Origin of the sequence: Pleurocapsa minor HA4230-MV1, assembly GCA_019359095.1 — a bacterium.
Classification (GTDB): Bacteria; Cyanobacteriota; Cyanobacteriia; order Cyanobacteriales; family Xenococcaceae; genus Waterburya; species Waterburya minor.
Genome location: JAHHHZ010000033.1, coordinates 37,368 through 54,369, shown reverse-complemented (window position 1 = coordinate 54,369; position 17,002 = coordinate 37,368). Strand labels below are relative to the sequence as shown.

General features: G+C 40.8%; 14 protein-coding genes. 4 read left to right on the top strand and 10 right to left on the bottom strand.

Annotated elements, in window-relative coordinates; translation table 11 throughout:
• Positions 1-2: 2 nt before the first annotated feature.
• Entirely contained in the window at positions 3-641 is a 639-nt protein-coding gene (locus KME09_22915; GenBank protein MBW4536787.1) for a tyrosine-type recombinase/integrase, read from the bottom strand.
• Positions 642-1,001: 360 nt separating this feature from the next.
• Between KME09_22915 and KME09_22910 the strand changes: the two genes are divergently transcribed.
• Positions 1,002-2,339, top strand: a complete 1,338-nt coding sequence (locus KME09_22910) for an FAD-binding oxidoreductase (protein ID MBW4536786.1) — start codon at positions 1,002-1,004, stop codon at positions 2,337-2,339.
• 78 nt (positions 2,340-2,417) lie between these two features.
• Entirely contained in the window at positions 2,418-2,654 is a 237-nt protein-coding gene (locus KME09_22905) for a hypothetical protein (protein ID MBW4536785.1), read from the top strand.
• A 261-nt stretch (positions 2,655-2,915) separates the two neighbouring features.
• Here KME09_22905 and KME09_22900 read toward each other — a convergent pair whose 3' ends face one another.
• From KME09_22900 to KME09_22865, 8 genes are all read right to left on the bottom strand, one after another.
• Entirely contained in the window at positions 2,916-5,999 is a 3,084-nt protein-coding gene (locus KME09_22900) for a tetratricopeptide repeat protein (GenBank protein MBW4536784.1), read from the bottom strand.
• A 137-nt stretch (positions 6,000-6,136) separates the two neighbouring features.
• A complete protein-coding gene (locus KME09_22895) occupies positions 6,137-7,366 on the bottom strand; it encodes a putative lipid II flippase FtsW (protein ID MBW4536783.1) in 1,230 nt (409 codons plus the stop codon).
• A 165-nt stretch (positions 7,367-7,531) separates the two neighbouring features.
• Positions 7,532-7,735, bottom strand: a complete 204-nt coding sequence (locus KME09_22890; GenBank protein ID MBW4536782.1) for a phycobilisome linker polypeptide — start codon at positions 7,733-7,735, stop codon at positions 7,532-7,534.
• A 299-nt stretch (positions 7,736-8,034) separates the two neighbouring features.
• Positions 8,035-8,520 (bottom strand): allophycocyanin subunit beta, encoded by a 486-nt coding sequence (apcB, locus tag KME09_22885; protein MBW4536781.1) that lies wholly within the window; start codon positions 8,518-8,520, stop codon positions 8,035-8,037.
• A 107-nt stretch (positions 8,521-8,627) separates the two neighbouring features.
• Positions 8,628-9,113 (bottom strand): allophycocyanin, encoded by a 486-nt coding sequence (locus KME09_22880; GenBank protein MBW4536780.1) that lies wholly within the window; start codon positions 9,111-9,113, stop codon positions 8,628-8,630.
• 666 nt (positions 9,114-9,779) lie between these two features.
• The gene (locus KME09_22875; protein MBW4536779.1) at positions 9,780-12,476 is read right to left on the bottom strand and encodes a phycobilisome rod-core linker polypeptide; all 2,697 of its coding nucleotides are present in this window, start codon (positions 12,474-12,476) and stop codon (positions 9,780-9,782) included.
• A 206-nt stretch (positions 12,477-12,682) separates the two neighbouring features.
• Positions 12,683-13,669, bottom strand: a complete 987-nt coding sequence (locus tag KME09_22870) for an apocytochrome f (GenBank protein ID MBW4536778.1) — start codon at positions 13,667-13,669, stop codon at positions 12,683-12,685.
• A 72-nt stretch (positions 13,670-13,741) separates the two neighbouring features.
• Positions 13,742-14,302, bottom strand: coding sequence for a cytochrome b6-f complex iron-sulfur subunit (locus KME09_22865; protein ID MBW4536777.1), 561 nt, complete (start codon positions 14,300-14,302; stop codon positions 13,742-13,744).
• Between the two features lie 277 nt (positions 14,303-14,579).
• Between KME09_22865 and KME09_22860 the strand changes: the two genes are divergently transcribed.
• Positions 14,580-14,897, top strand: coding sequence for a DUF3067 family protein (locus tag KME09_22860; GenBank protein ID MBW4536776.1), 318 nt, complete (start codon positions 14,580-14,582; stop codon positions 14,895-14,897).
• Between the two features lie 78 nt (positions 14,898-14,975).
• On the opposite strand, the gene KME09_22855 is transcribed toward KME09_22860, so the two are convergent.
• Entirely contained in the window at positions 14,976-15,626 is a 651-nt protein-coding gene (locus KME09_22855) for a Uma2 family endonuclease (GenBank protein MBW4536775.1), read from the bottom strand.
• A gap of 182 nt (positions 15,627-15,808) precedes the next feature.
• Here KME09_22855 and KME09_22850 point away from each other — a divergent pair, with 182 nt between their 5' ends.
• Positions 15,809-16,936 carry a 5-(carboxyamino)imidazole ribonucleotide synthase gene (locus KME09_22850; GenBank protein ID MBW4536774.1) on the top strand — a complete coding sequence of 376 codons (1,128 nt, stop codon included), beginning with the start codon at positions 15,809-15,811 and terminating at the stop codon, positions 16,934-16,936.
• Positions 16,937-17,002 lie beyond the last annotated feature (66 nt).

The window sequence follows — 17,002 nt, the reverse complement described above, 5'->3', positions numbered from 1 at the left end:
AGCTAAATAGGTCGCGTTTTCGGTGACAAAGGACTTGTCCGCATGTAGTTTCTCTCCGAAAAGCCGACCGTAGTCAGAGTGGCGATCGCGCGTCTACATTCGCGCGGATCGTTATCGAGATAATGTCTCACGGTCTGAATGTTCATGCCCATGGTTTCAGCAATAGTGACAATTTCAATCCCTGACTTTCTCAAGCTATTAATCACCCAACGGCGCGAAGAATGAGTTGAGTAACCAGATAAACCAAGTTCATCAAAAATAGCTCTCCAATACTTATCAACCGCGCGCAAACTGATATGGCCGGTCTCACTATCTGAGGGAAACAAATAACCCGATCCGTCAAATTTATAAGCTTCAAGATAAAATTTTAAGTCAGAATGGACTGCTACTTGACGGGTATTCGCCAACCCGTGTTTTGTGCTTTTTCGGGTTGAGCTAGCAAAGGTAATGAATTCAAGTACTTCACCGTTTTTATCAAATACATCACTCACGAGTAACTGGACAATTGCCCCCATTCGTTCACCAGTAAACAGCGAGATCTCAAAAATCAATCTTTGCGCATTTGACTTAAAACGCGATCGCATTTGACGAATAATTTGCGGTGTCCAGATTGCCGCTTGTCCTTTGCCGTGATTTTTCATGTTCAAAAGAGGTACTGGAATTGTATTCAGATGTCTACAATTCCAGTACTAGCAACCAATAAAGAGTAAATATAATTCGCTCAATAGTACCTGTAGCAAGGCTTATCGACATCAGTAAAGGTACTTGTTCTATGTAGAACCAGAACCAATAACTAACAGGAATGAATTGGGAATAGTAGGAAAAATTAGATATTTTTTCTACTTATGGCTGACTTAACTTTGGTTCAAAGATTTGGTACAAGCGTTACTTTCAACAGTGTCAACTTTTTAACCAATTTTTCAGATAATCACTAAAATACCGTCAATCTTGCTTGATAAGAGGGTTTGCGTCACAATAAGCTTAGACGTAATCCTAAATTAATGAATACAAGTACAAATACAAATATCGACTACCAAGCGATCGCTCTGGAACTAAAGGGAATTGAAATTACAAGCGATCGCGAGCGATTAACTAAATTATCTTTAGATTATTATCATTTCAGCCCAATTCTCCAAGAGCAATTACAAGATAAACGCGGAGATCTAGCCGTATTTCCCACGACAGAAGCCGAAGTGCTGCAAATTGCCCAAGTCTGCGTGCAAAACAAGATTCCGCTCACGGTAAGAGGTGCGGGGACAGGGAATTATGGTCAATGTATCCCGTTGCAGGGCGGTATAATTCTCGATACTTCCAAAATGAATCAGATTATTAGCCTTAAACCTGGTATAGCCTGTGTGCAGCCAGGAGTGAGAATGGCAGCCTTTGATAAACAAGCTAGAGAAATCGGCTGGGAGTTACGCATGGCTCCTTCTACCTATCGTACCGCTAGTATTGGGGGCTTTATTGGTGGTGGGAGCGTGGGTATGGGTTCGATCAATTACGGACAAATTAGCGATCGCGGTAATCTCCGTCGAGTTCGTCTTGTAACTATGGAGGATCAACCTAGAGTTATAGAATTACAGGGAGATGAGGTACAAAATGTACTTCATGCCTATGGTACAACAGGCATCATTACCGAATTAGAAATCCCTCTCGCTCCTGCTTATCCTTGGCAAGAAGCGATCGCCATTTTTGCTGATTTTATGACTGCTGCCAAGTTTGGACAGGCTTTAAGTGACAGCAACGGTATTGTCAAAAAGCTGGTTAGTATTCATGCTGCACCTATTTCACGCTACTTCACGGCGTTGCAAAGCTATATTCCCGAAGGCAAACCTTGCGCTCTGTTGATGGTTTCTCAATTTGATTTTGCCGCTTTTCAGGATTTAGTTAAAGAGTACAAAGGAGCAATAACCTATAGTCATCCAGCTTCAACGCTCAAAGCCAATAGCCTACTAGAATTTACCTGGAATCATACAACTCTTCTTGCTCGAAGCTGCGATCGCAATTTAACCTACCTGCAAACTTTTTATTTCACCCTCGAAAGACTAGAAAAACTCTATCAACAGGGGGAGGAAGATGAAATTATGCTTCACCTAGAATTTTTGCGTGTAGGAGGGAAGGCTGTACCTGCGGGTTTACAGCTAATTCGCTACAGCACTGAAGCAAGACTAAATCAGATCATTAGTACTCATGAATCCCAAGGTGCGTTCATCGCTAATCCTCATGTCTACACCATTGAAGATGGTGGTAATAAACAAATCGATCCGCAAAAAGTAGCATTCAAACAGCAAGTCGATCCTTATGGCTTATTGAACCCTGGCAAAATGAGAGGCTATTAATAATTACTGATTATCGCTGATCTGTAGGTTGGGTAGCGCGAAGCAAAACCCAACATATAAACGGTGCTAGATATGTAGATGGCGATCGCTTCCTCTCCTCAAGTTGGGCAGTTCATCAATTCAGAACAGTTACAAGAAGATGAAAACCCTTTTAATGGAGTTCTTTGTTGGTATTTTGAAGAAAAAATAATCGTATCAGAGCAAGAATTTTATGATGTTATGTCAATGGCTTGCCAAAACTATATTGAATTAAATCCAAAAGAAAAAGAAAAGGTTGAGGAAATCTTAGCTAAGTGGCAATTTACTGAATCATAAGATTTCTAGGTTGGATAGAACGGAGTGAAACCCAAAATATACTAAGCTTTAGGCGATCTGTAGTGCGATCGCGTCCGTTACGCAAATAAACAAAGTTAATTTACATTAAGCGTAATTTATATGAAATACAAATAAAAATGATACAGATAGATAGTCCCCGACGCGAAGGACGGACGCGCCAGCTAATCCTTTAGGACGAGCTTGCGAGCTAATCCTTTAGGGCAAGTCTTCTATTTGTAGCAAATATTTGTAGATTTAATATTAGTTTAAACGGCATCCCAACTGTCTCATTGAATCCAGAATGATCATTGATTCGCCAGCGATCGCACGTGAATCACGATATGTTTGACAGGCTTGGTTATACTGAGCATTGTTGGTTTGAATCAGACCTTTTAAATTCCATAAAGCTAAATTTTGGGGATAGAATTTTAGTCCCCGATCGATCGCCACAATAGCTTGATTATCATTGCCTAATGCTGACCAGGCGGATGCTAACTCCTGCCAAATTTGCACATCGTAGGGGCTAAGTTCGCTAGCCTTGGTTAAAGATTCAACAGCTTGAGTATATTTTTCTTGCTGATTTAAGACAATAGCGCGATCGCGCCACAAAGAGGGGATACTATCATTAATTTTGATCGCTTGATCGTAATTGGCGATCGCGCCAGGTAGATTATTTTGCCGTTGGGAAATCAAACCTTTACCCTGCCAAGCTTTATAAGATTCAGGCAGAATTTGGAGAGTGCGGTCTATAGCAGCCAATGCATTTGCCGACTGACCCAGTTGGGTTAAAGCTTTGCCCTTACCCAGCCAGGCTGCATAATTATCGGGCATTAATTTAATCGCCTGGTTATAAGCTTCAACTGCCTTGTTGTACATCTGAGTCTCGGCAAAAAAATCTCCTTGAGCAATCCAAGCTGATATGTCCTGGGGCTGCTGTTGAATGATTTGAATGTATTTGTTATTCACTTCTCGCCGAACCTTCTCTGCTTCTTGAGAACGATTTAAAGCCTTTAAAACGAGAAACTTATCTTGCCATAATTGAAAACTGTTAGGTTGAATTGCCTGAACTTGATTAAATATAGCCAGTGCCTTGTTATATTGACCTAGCTGAAATAATACCTGGGCGCGATCGCTTAAAAACTGTGGGTTTAGTTGGTTGCGTTCTAATGCTGCATCCTGCATGACTAAGGCAGCCTCATATTGTTGTAGTTCAAATAAAGCCTGTCCTTTGCGATTATAGATTGTGGCTGATTCTGGCTCTAACTCTAAAGCTTGATTATAAGCGGCGATCGCTTCCGTAAACTTATCTAGGTGGAATAAAACATCGCCTCGCTTTTGCCAACCCGCACTAAAGTCAGGATTTAGTTCTGTCGCTTCGGTATAAGCTTCTAGAGCATCGGGATAGCGTTCCATAGATGCTAGAGCATCTCCCCTACCTAACCACGCCCGCCAATTCTGAGCTTTGAGATTAGTTGCTTGAGTAAAGCGATCGAGAGCAGCCTGGGGTTGTTTGGGCAATAGTTTCTGACCCTGATACCAATAATAAAGAGGTCTAACAGTAGGAAAAGTAAATTCAATACTGCCCAGTAAACAAATAACACCTAAAAGACCAATAAGCAGTGGCAAAATCGATCTTCTAGATCTCCTAGAGCTTCTGGATCTTCTCTGTTGATTAGCAGTCTTAGAATCCTGAAGTTTAATTTTAGTTGGCTGATAATTCCAACTTCCATAACTGTTGATTTTTCTCAAGTCACTAAGAACTTTTTCCGCTGACTGATATCGTTGACCTAAATCTAACTGAATCAATTTATCGATGATTCTAATTAAACGACGGTCTAGAGTCAAGTTTTGCTCCCATAACAGCTTACCAGTCTGTTCTCTAGTAAAGGTCGCTGGCTTAGTTCCTGTTAATGCCTCAATTACAGTCATACCCACAGCGTAAAGATCGCTGCTAATCGTTGGTCTTCCCGCAGCCTGTTCAGGTGGCCAATAATTTTGTCGCTCAAAAGTGCGACTATCTAGCAAAAGATTGGGTCGGGTTTTGATTTCATGCAAAATACCAAAATCAGTGATGATCACCTGCTGATCGAGTTCGCGAATAATTAAATTTGACGGTTTAATGTTGCGGTGAATGAGACGATTTTGATGAATAAACTGGAGAACAGATAAAGTACTCTCGAAAATCTGAATTATTTGAGCAGTAGAAAGATTTTGCTGGGCTATTTTCTGTGTCAGGCTTTTTCCTTGAATATATTCTTGAACTAGGTAAAATTCATCATTCTCTTCAAAATGATCCCGTAGCTGAGGAATTTGCTCGTGATATCCTAACCTTTCTAAAACAGATAATTCTTCGATAAAATTGCCTTCAAGCTGAAACTTGTTGTGATCATCGCTCTGGGGTAGTTCAATTTGTTTGATTAAACAAGGAGATTGATATTGACGGCGTAGATTATTAGCCAAATAGGTCTCAACTCCCTCGTTGCCTCCTAGATAACCTGTAATTAAATAGCGACCACCCACTAACTGTTTAATTTTGAGCAATGGTCGTAAATCTTGCAGCACCTCTAAAGCAGACTGATAGCGATTTTCTACTATCGGCGACATCATCTTCATCAGAATTGTCTCGAATTTACTGCTAATCTGACATTGCGATCGCCAGTCAATCTTAGCTTGCTCTAGTTCCAAAGGCGATCGCCTAGTTAAAGCATAGACGGCACTTCTAGCCAGAGCATAAATATCACTGCTAAAGTAAAATTCTCCTATTTTTTGTTCTGGAGCTGCATAAGCTAAGTTGTCAATGGCTCGATTTAAAATTAGCTCTCCCTTGAGATTAATTTCCTGGGCTTCAATTTTACGCAGTGCGCCAAAATTAATTAAGACATGGACATTATCCTGCTTGCGTTTAACTATGTGAATTGGCTGAATATCACGATGCATCACATTAGTTTTGTGAATAAAGTCCAAAATGCGTAATCCATCTTGAATTAAGTAAATTACCTCAGCTTCGTCAAATTTTTTCCGTTCAACTTCTTGTTCGAGATTATCACCATCAATATATTCACGAACAAGATAAAACTGTTGACCCTGGCTAAAGTAATGTTGTAGCTGAGGAATTTGAGGATGATCCCCCAGTCTTTTGATGACTGTCGCTTCCCTAAACAAATATTGTTGGATAATGTACCAATTGGCTTCATTTTCACTGTCAAAGTCCAACTGTTTGATGATGCACTTGGCATCGACCGTAGCCTGTAAATTTTTTGCCAGATAGGTTTTTTCCCTTTCTGACCAACCTAACTTTTGAATAATCTGATATTGATTATCAATAATAGTGCCTGGCAGGTGCATTACTTTCTCGGAATTAGTGGCTAGGAAGGTCTATGGTAATTTAACTAGCTTTGATTGTGAGGGCATCAACTTTAACTAGTTAGTGACATGGGAAACATTTTAGCGGATCGTTCCAGATTAAATGTTCTATTGTACAGTTATTGTCTAGTCATAGTCGATCGACTAGAAAAAGTAGCTCCAATAGATGCACTTTGATTGAGGGGAATTATCCTAGTGGTGTTGCTTTCTCTAGCTACACGGACTAATAACCCTGCCAGTAATAATGAAGCAACAATGGAATTAATACCATAGCTGAAAAAAGGTAGTGGCAAGCCCGTTGTGGGCAAAGAGCCTGTGGCAACACCAATATTAATTAATGACTGTCCAATAATAAATACCATCGCTCCCACCGCAACTAATCGCGGAAGCGCTTGGCTACACTTAATGGCAACTCTTAAGGCTAGAGTGCCATAGCCAATAATTAACAACAGCAGCAGTAAGCAGCCAATAAAGCCAAATTCTTCGGCATAAACGGCGAAAATAAAGTCGGTCGAGCGAATTGGCAGGAATGATAATTTTTGTTGAGAAAGACCATATCCCGAACCGCCAAAACTGCCAGAAGCGATCGCCAGTAAGCTTTGAATTAGCTGATATCCTTTATTATGATAGTCTTGCCAGGGATCCAAGAATGAAGTGATTCGATCTAATTGATAGGGGTTCAAGGCTATGCTGAGGCTGGCTATTCCTAATCCCCCTCCCGCTACTGTTAGTAACTGACTCAACGGTAATTCAGCCGCCAGGGCAATCAGCCACAAACTCATCCCACACAGTCCTGTAGTACTTAAATTAGGCTGCTTCAAAATTCCTGCCAAGACTAAAGCAAAAGCAATCAACCAGACCAAACGTACTCTATTTGCTAATTTGCGCCAACGAGAAAACAGATATGCTGCTTGAAGTACTAAAAAGGGCTTAATTAATTCAGAAGGCTGCAAAGAAAAAGGGCCAATGGCAATCCAGCGACTTGCTCCCATGGTGGTCTTACCCAAGCCAGGGATTAAAGTGGCAAAAATGAGGAGCAAAAAAACCAACACCATCAAGGGCGCAATCTTGATCGTTTTGTTTAACGGTAGACGAGACACTAGGTTGAAGCCGACAATGCCCACCGCCACTCCAATCATCTGACGTTTTAAAATATACAGTCCGTCATTATTGTTGAGCATTCCTTCGGGATAGGAAGCAGACATTAAAGTCACCAAGCCAATAATCAACCAGACGCAAGTTAGCCAGTTTAATAAGCGGGCTTCCCATGTCCAAGATTTAACTTGAGGCGCGACGAAAGGAATGAAATAACTAAGATATTGTTTAACAACTTTAGCTTGCACTAATATTAAATCTTATGTTTGTATTTTTGCTTTTTAAAGGTAGCAGATGATTAGCCTGAATTAAACATGATGATTAAACTTTTTTTTATCGTCTTGTTTGCTAGTCTAGATTGAACAACAAAAAAGAGGTCGCTTAGACCCCTTCGGACTCAAATATGATTAAAGGCAGTTTCAAGATAAGCCTGTATTCATACCTTGCTTACCCGTTGCTAACTCAACTTTAATAATTTTACCGCCCATTTTCATAATACGTTGCTGCTCACGAAACCAGTTATCGTAGGGTACAAGCTTAGTGAAAAAAGTGTTTTGCAATTCTCTTTGAGTGCGAATTCTGGTTTGACTAGGAACACAAGCCGTCACCTTAAACATACGCATGAGATAATTTCTCCTGATTAAATAAAAAAAGTTAAATTTTCCTGTAGTAAATTTTGCTACGCCAAAAATAAGTCGCCGATTGAGCTTTTTTAATGAGCTTTTTTAAACTGACTTAGTTGGTGATTTAGCTATCCCCCAAATACCAAAATTCGGGAGTCAGAAGTCAATACTAGATCTCTTCTCAACTTACTTTTCCTTAGCGCTCGGAAAACTAAGCTTTGTTGGAACTAGCACTCACTCTAGACTTCCGAATCTGTGCGATAATCGCTATTTTAAACGATTAGCCTGACGATCCTGAACTAGCTTAAGCCAGAACAGATGTAGTCGAAGTAAACGCCCATTTCTTTGCCAGCATCAGCACCAACTAAGCTTGCAGTTACTTCTTTCATCGCTTGAATTGCTTGAACAGTAGAAGAAACAGGAACTCCTAAAGAATTGTAAGTTTCTTTTAAGCCGTTTAATACTCGCTCATCTAGGATGGAGGGATCTCCAGCTAGCATAGCGTAAGTAGAATAACGAAGATAGTAGTCAAGGTCACGAATACAAGCCGCATAGCGACGAGTAGTGTACATGTTTCCACCAGGGCGAGTTACATCAGAATAGAGCAAAGATTTTGCTACTGCTTCTTTGACGATGCTAGCTGCATTAGCACTAATTACGCTAGCAGCGCGAACTCTTAATTGACCAGTTTGAAAATAGCTTTTGAGCTTGTCCATCGCAGCACCATCGAGGTATCTGCCTTGTACGTCAGCCGAATTAATTACAGAGGTAATTGCGTCTTGCATAGTTTTATTTCCTTATCTTACCGAGTCTTAAACTGTTTAACACTGATAAGTTAGTGTGTTTTTGAAAAAATTTGTTACTAGTTATATTAGCAGCCAGGCATTGCCGACTACTGCATAGCTCCGATTACGTAATCGAAGTAGGAAGCAGCTTCAGAGGTGTCATCACCAGACATCATTGAAGTAGCTACGTTTTTCATTTCGCGGATACTTTGAGCCATTGCACCAACGTCAGTACCTAAAGATTTGTACATCTCTTTTGCACCAACTAAACCAATTTCTTCAATTGGAGTTGTGTCGCCAGCTACTACACCATAAGTAATCAGGCGTAGATAGTAATCCATGTCACGCAAACAAGTTGCAGTCATTTCCTCGCCGTAAGCATTGCCGCCAGGAGAAACAACGTCAGGACGTTTTTGGAAAAGTTGATCGCCAGCCTGCTTGACAATACGCTCACGAGACTCAGTTAGAGTTTGAGCAATACGTAAACGGCTTTCACCACTAGTTACAAAAGATTTAATTCTGTCTAGTTCACCAGGACTCAAGTAGCGAGCCTCAGCATCTGCATTCACGATGGATTTCGTGACTATACTCATCGATGGATTCCTCCCAATGATTATGAAATTAATGAATAAATTACCTTTTGATCGGTAGCTTTGGTTTTCAAGGATTTTCAGTTCGCCTGTTGTTAATTAGTTAGGTTTCTTCGCCAACGTGACGAAAAAATTTTGCTGACATAACAACCCTTAGATTAGGCTTATTCTCTACTACCTAAATCTGGCTGCTGATACTCCCCTAGGTTATAGATTACTCTGTTTTGCTACCTAGTTTCTAGCTTTCTGCTACAAATTAGTATTGCAACTTGTCCAAACTAATTTGCCATCAATTGCCAACTTATCAACAAACCTTTACATAAAGTAATTTTTCTACAAGCTTGAGCTATTTTGGTTGCTTTAAATAAACTGCTCCCATAAATGCTCTGTAGTATTTAGGACTGTCGATTAAAGTTGACTAAGTTATTGCTGTAGCAATTGCCCAACCTAACTATAATCCGATATTTTGTTGCAGTTAATTCTCCTTACTTAACAGAATTTAATGTTGCATTCTGTTGTAATTAGTTACATCTGTGGACAAGCTTTATTTAAGAACCAGCAGTATAAGGACGGCTTCATCACCATCGATGAAACCGCTCTCAGTTTTCTGGTTAACAATCTATTCAGTCTACTCAACCAAAGCGATCGCTTTAGTCTAACTATTTTCTCTTATCTAGAAGTAGTTTTAACCGTATCAAAACTAGGCACAACGATTTCGTCATTCTGCTTGGTCAAGCGATTATAGAGCTTCTCTGTGTTCGGGAAATTAGCAGCGGGAAGAGTGGGGAAGCGACGGTAAGGCACAGTATCTTCACCAAACACCTGGATATATTCCATACTGTTAACCATTGCTCCAATGAAGGCTTTAAGACCTTGAGAAGCCAGAATTTTGTTGTATTTCTGAATTTCTTTTTGATTAACTGGCGCACGTCCTAGGAAATGTTTCGTCCCTAGTTCGATCGCCTTAGTATTGGGATAAGGAGTATAGAATTCTTTGAGATATAGCTCCGAGCAGCCTAATCCTTCAATAAATTCTTTCAGATTAATTTCGCCGTTACCCAAACGACTTTCTAAGACAGAAAATTGAGTTTGTACCACATAAGGGTCAATATCTCGCTCAAACACCTGACGATAAGCAGCCCTAACGACGTTTTTCAGCGCTACTTTGTCTACAGTAGTAGTCAGCTTAAATACCTTACTTTGTACTCGCTGGGCGCTTACTCCCTGAGCTATTTTCTGCTTAACTTCAGGCTCAGTGCGGAAAGAACTAATCTGACCCAACTCGACATAGCGAGGTGTTATATGTGGCTCAACTTTTGCTCCAATACCTTCTTCAATAGCGCCAGGACGGGCCTTACGCAGTTGCAGACCACCAGCAGTCAGATAACGCTCGTAGGGAACAGTATCGTCACCAAAGGCTTCCGAGTATTCAGGGGAGTCAATGATGGCGTCAACTAATGCATAGAAACCACGCTTAGAGCAAATATCAAAGTACTTGTTAATTTCCTGACGACCATAGGTAGGACGACCCAAGAGACGACGGTGAATATATTCCACTGCTTTGACTACGTACAACGATGTCCAATACAGATTACGGAAGGTATCAGATTTAGCCAAGGCTCGAATAAACTCACGTAGAGTTATATCTCCATTCTCTAGCTTGATTTCAGCAACCTTGAGTTCTTGACCTTGATAAACATCTCGACCAAATACCTGGCGATAGCAAGCTCGAATTACAGTCTGAGTAGAATTTTCGGCAAAGTTAACGCTGTTTTGATTGTTTGCGCCTGGTAATTGATTGTTGAGGCGGAATACCTTTGCCCCCAAAGAGCCTGGGAATTCGTGTCTAGCAGCAGGATTACTATTTTGGTTATTAATCCCCGCGCCACGATGAATCAGTAGGCGTTTAGTATCTTTATTAAAGGGTGCAGGACTACTGCTAGGATTGCGAGTTTCTTTGGGGAAGATTGCCCCAAACTGAATTTCTAGCGGATCGTTACCTGAACCATAGACATGCTGATCTGGTAGAGGGCGATTGTAACGAGCAAAAGTAGTCACAAACTGAGGTACTTTGCGGAAAGGTGCGCTGTAGTTCAGTAGGTCTTGCTGCATCCCCCAATTACGACATTCCTGAGCTTCTTGACCCAAGCCTCGTAGATAGGGAACAGTTTCTTCGCCAAAGTAATCAGCATATTCCTTTGAATCAACTAAAGCGTCAACTAAACCAGCCAATCCTTTTGCCGAAACAATCGAGAAATAATCTTGGACTTCTTCGCGGGAGGAAGGGCCACGACCTAAAATATGGCGGAACGCCAATTCTAAAGCGCGACTGTTGATAAACGGCTCAAAAAACTGCTTGCGATAAAGTTCGGATTTACAGAGGCGACGGACAAACTCTTTCATCGAGATGTCGCCATTTTTAACCTGCGACTCTAAATAAGAAATAGATTGACCATAAGCACGAGTAATATCCCGCTCAAAAATTTGTCTGTAGGCTGCTTTAATCACTAGCTGCTTCTCTAAAGTAGACAAGCCAGTTTTCATGACAAACTTTTGACGATTTTCCGAGGCATTAAAGTAGCTTTGAGGTAGCTGCAAACCTTGCAAGTCAGAAGAAGCGCGCTGACGCAACTTAGTTGAAGGGGTAGGAGCTTCAAATTCTTTAATGGCAAGGGTAAAATACTGCTCAATAATATCTGAAGAATCTTGATCTTTGCGGAAGTAATCTTTGGTCGCAGCACGCATTTCCTGCAAGGCGACGATTGTGGCGGCAGTAGAGCAAGCTCGCTCAATAATTTCCCGCAGTCCTCTGATGTTAACTACCAGAATATTGGGATCGCCAGCGACAATTGCATAGCTGATATACCGCAAGAACCAAGCCATATCCCGCAGAGACTTCTGCATATTGCTTGGGCCATATTGAGATACGTTGATGGGTCTAAAACCCGCAGGAACTGCCCCTGCTCCCCCAGCAAATAAAGACTTAAAGGCGTTGAATAAATTTGTGTTGTTTTTACTATCTTCTTTTTGCTCTACGATCAGCTCACCAGGAACGTTGGTATTGCCACTTGGAGTTGCTAACGCCATTTCTTCGATCGCGGCAGGTTTCTCCAAATATGACATCGGGGAACCACCTGTAAAAATGCGATTTGCTGCCCTGGAGACAATAATATCGGCATTGTTAGTAATCGTCTGAGCGATGTTGATCCGTTGAAAACCAGATTTATAATATGCTGTTAATTCTTTGAGTTCGCCCTGTTCTAAATAACGGTCTTGTTGTTCTGCCTGCAAGATTGCCGACACCGCTACTGTTTTATAGAGTTGAGGACGGGCTAATGAACTGCCACCACTTGCCGTTACACTCATGTTTACTTTTAATTAGTTGTTTACTTATACTTCAGCTTTTAGATTAAAACGTTTCGGTCTTGGAAGGGTGATTTATTAAGAACTATGTACTAAATGAAGTAAGTCTCATAAAGCGATCGCTATTATCTTTTTTTGCCAGCAAAAAAGACAGGTATTAAAACCTGCCTTGATGTTATTCAATTAAATAACAGCTAAAACAAAATGAATTAGAAATCCATTTCTGCTGCTTGAACTCTCTCTACTTGTTTCTTTTTAATCACAAGTAAAATTTGGCAAATCATAATTCCACCCACGAAAGCCATTAAGCCTCCGATCCGCGCAGGACTTTGTAGTACTACTTCAGTATCCTTCTGACCAAAACCACCAACGTTAGGATTGTTAGTCAAAGCTTCACCCGCAGCGATTTGCTGACCTTCTTCTACGATCAATTCAGGCCCAGCAGGAATCTTGTCGGTTTTTGTACCGTCTTCAGTCTCAATTGCCACTTCATAACCACCAGCTTCTTGAGGAGTAATAGCTGCGATTGTACCTGCAACAGAAGCCTTAACTGCGTTATTATTACTCGCTTCTCCAGTCGGATAGATTTGCCCGCGTCCTCGGTTAGCGCCTAAGTGAACGGCATACTTACCAAAGTGGATATTTTTATCGGTTTTAGGATTAGGAGAAAGTACGGGGAAAGTAATTTCTTGATACTGTTCGCCAGGTAAAGGGCCGACAATTACGACATTATCTGCACCTTCTTTATACTCTTGGAAGTATAACCCGCCAGTTTTTTCCTTCATTTCTTCGGGAATACGGTCTTCAGGGGCAATTTTAAAGCCTTCAGGCAGCATTAGTACTGCACCAACGTTCAAACCACCTTTAGAACCGTCGCCCAAAACCTGTTGACTAGCTAAATCGTAAGGAATTTTCACTACCGCTTCAAATACGGTGTCGGGTAAGACAGACTGAGGGATTTCTACTTCTGCGGCTTTTTCTGCTAGGTGACAGTTGGCACAAACGATTCTGCCTGTAGCTTCTCTAGGAGTTTCTGGAGCAGTTTGTTGCGCCCAAAAGGGATATGCAGCAGCCGATTGAGATACAGCAAGATCGCTGGTCAAGAAAATAGCCACAGTAGCGATCGCCACAATGGTAGTTTTAGTAATTATGTCCTTGGCAAACTTTAATACTGCCAATGGTTTCAATGTTCTCATTTGTTAGATCAACAATCTCAAAAAGATTAACTATATGATTAATATGGGGAATTTATTCAGTCAGTCCTTAATTTATGCCCAGTAAGGCTTTTCTCCAGTACGGAAATCAGTTTCTGTCCACTGACTAAAGATTAGCTTGTCGTCTTGTTCCTCAGCTTTTGCCAATGCTAGAGATAAAGGTGCGGGGCCTCGAACCACTTTACCTGTCTCATCATACTGAGAACCATGACAGGGACACATAAATTTGTTTTCGCTGGCATTCCAAGGAACAACACAACCCAAGTGAGTACAGACGGCGTTAATCCCGTAGTTACGCAGAGTTGAATCCCCTTCAACCACAATATAAGTAGGGTCACCTTTTAAACCTTGAGCTAAGGTGCGATCGCCTGGTTGATGTGTCGCGATAAATTCGCTCACGATAATATCGTTGCCCAAAGCATCCTTCGCCGTTACACCGCCAGAACCACTGCCACCTGTGTTGGGAATAAAGTATTTGACAACTGGATATAACGCACCCAAAGCTACTCCTGTGATTGAGCCAAAGGTGAGTAAGTTCATAAATTGTCTACGCCCTAAATCGGGGACGTTATCGTCATCCATATTCGGGATATTAGTACCAGAAGATTGAACCATAGCTATAGATAAATTGTATTTTTTTGTAAACTTAAAATGATGACTGGGAGATGTTTAAAGTTTTCTATGCCAAAGAATTTTGTCACATTCTCCGCTTTAAAAAGTTAACAGTTGCGAGTCCAACTTTATAGTCTACTAGAGTTTGAAGGTTAAACAACATCCAGCAAAACTCCGAGCTGACCATTTGGGTAACGCAAGATAAACCAATGTATTAAATTATTACAGAGATTGAGAATCGATTCCACTCAAAGTCAACAGCTTTATGAGTCAAAACATTATCACAGGCGAACAATTACACCAACTTTTATTAGCAAAGTGGGGCTGTTCTTATGATATGCAGCTGAGAAAGATTAAAGGGAAGATTTATGTCCAGGTAATGTGGAAATACCTAGAACAAGCCTCTTTTCCCCTGTCCGAGCAGGAATATGCCGAAAATCTTCAGGCGATCGCCAATTATCTCAACGGTTGGAACAGTGTAGCGCAGATACAGTCTTATATTGAGAAAACTCGCGAACGTCCCAGATTAGGCAAAGCAGTGAGTATTCAGCTCGATCTGGGAGAACGCAATTCCGAGTGGATTTTAGATGATGTTTAGAACCTGATGAAGATATTGTTAAAAAATGTTGCAATATGCGATCGCAGTTGATGATGGTTGTGGAATTATAGATAGTGCTTAATTTGATTGTGATTGAAACTGTTGCATTAACCAGCTACCAACTTCGGTATGATTGCTAGTTCTGCTGCGTTGAAGTGTTTCAGTTAAAATCTCTATTTTTAATCCTGTCAACACCAGAGATTCGGCAACTCTTTTGCTCCCATTGTCTTCAATGGCAAAGGCAATTACTTTAACATTCTGCACGTCTACCACCCAATATTCTGCTATCTCAAGGTCTTCATAAAGTAATCTTTTTTCGCCCAAATCATCGGCTAGAGAAGTGTTAGCAACTTCAATCACTAAATCTGGGACTGGATATTCATTTAGGTCAACTATCCCCACTCCCCAGGGAATAGCATTGGCATTATTGCCGACATAATAAGACAAATCTGGTTGAAATTCTTTTAAGCCAACCTGTCGATAGCTACAGTTATCTTTTCCAGTAAAAGGGATGTTTTTTAAAGTGGCGTAAAGATAAACTGCATAATTAATAATTGAATGATATTGAGCGTGTTCGTTGCCAATGGGAGTAATTTCAATTCTGTATTTGCCATCGTAATAGTAGCCTTTGGTCTTAACATGAGCAGGATTTTCAATATTTTTTAAAAATTCATCCCAAGTAGCAATTGCCCAAGTGTTCGTGACTAATTGTTTAGTGATGGCAACCATATCAATTTCTTTCGATGCCTAAGTATTACTTTTTATTTTACGCCTTGTGTGAATTGGGGAAAAAGACCAAACTGATTAACTTAGCGATCGCTTACCAATATCTTTGATAAAGTCTGCCCATAACTAGATAATAAACTTGTTAATGGTTTGAAAATACAGTTAAAAAATAGGCTAAAAAAAACATGGTAGGTAAGCGCGTTGGGGTAATTGGTGGGGGTCAATTGGCTTGGATGATGGGTACAGAAGCACCATTGTTAGATCTAGAGTTAATTGTGCAAGCTGAGAGTGAAACTGAACCTGCCGTTAGTCAAGCCAAGCAGTTTATTTTAGGCAATGTTGATGATGCGATCGCCACAGCTAAGCTAGCAACACTTTGCGACGTAATTACCTTTGAAAATGAGTTTATCGATCTAGAGGGATTGCAAAAATTAGGTATAGACGCAATATTTAAACCTAGTTTGAATACGCTGAAACCCCTATTAGATAAGTATCATCAGCGTAGTTTTTTGCAGCAAGTTGGTTTACCTGTACCGCAGTTTAGTCTGTGGTCATCTCAGGAACAAGTCATTGCTGACTATGGATTTCCTCTGGTGTTAAAGGCTCGTCGTCATGGCTATGATGGGCAGGGAACTTTTATTATTAAAGACATTGAATGTTTACAACAGCTAGCTAAAACTGTTCCCATTGCGGAGTTGTTGATTGAAGAATTTGTCCCTTTTGAACGAGAATTAGGTATTATTGCTGCTCGTAATGACTCTGGAGCGATCGCTATTTATCCAGTTACCGAGACTTTTCAGCAAAACCAAGTATGTCATTGGACAATTACCCCCGCAGATGTCGCAAATGAAATAGCTGAAGAAGTTAAGGCGATCGCCAGCACGATTTTAGATAAACTCGAAGTAGTAGGGGTATTTGGGATTGAATTTTTTCTGACCAAAGATAATCGAGTGTTAGTCAATGAAATTGCGCCCCGCACCCACAATTCAGGACACTACACCCTAGATGGCTGCGAGACTTCTCAGTTTGCGATGCAGCTCCAGGCTGTTACGGGTTTACCTTTAGGTTCAACAGCTTTAAAGTCATCAGGGGCAATTATGGTCAATCTATTGGGTTTTGAAGAGTCTGATACTGATTATGAAGAAAAACGCGATCGCATTCTCAAAATACCTGGTAGCTTCCTTCATTGGTACGGTAAAACATCTCGTCCAGGGAGAAAATTGGGTCACGTTACAGTAATTCTTGATGAGAAAAAACTAACTCAAGCAAAGTCTATTATCGAGCAGATAGAGTCAATTTGGTATGGGAAATAAGGCGTTGCTAATTTCAAGTATTAAGCTGAAAAGTAATCTGTACGTAGCTCTTAGCTTTTAGCTCTT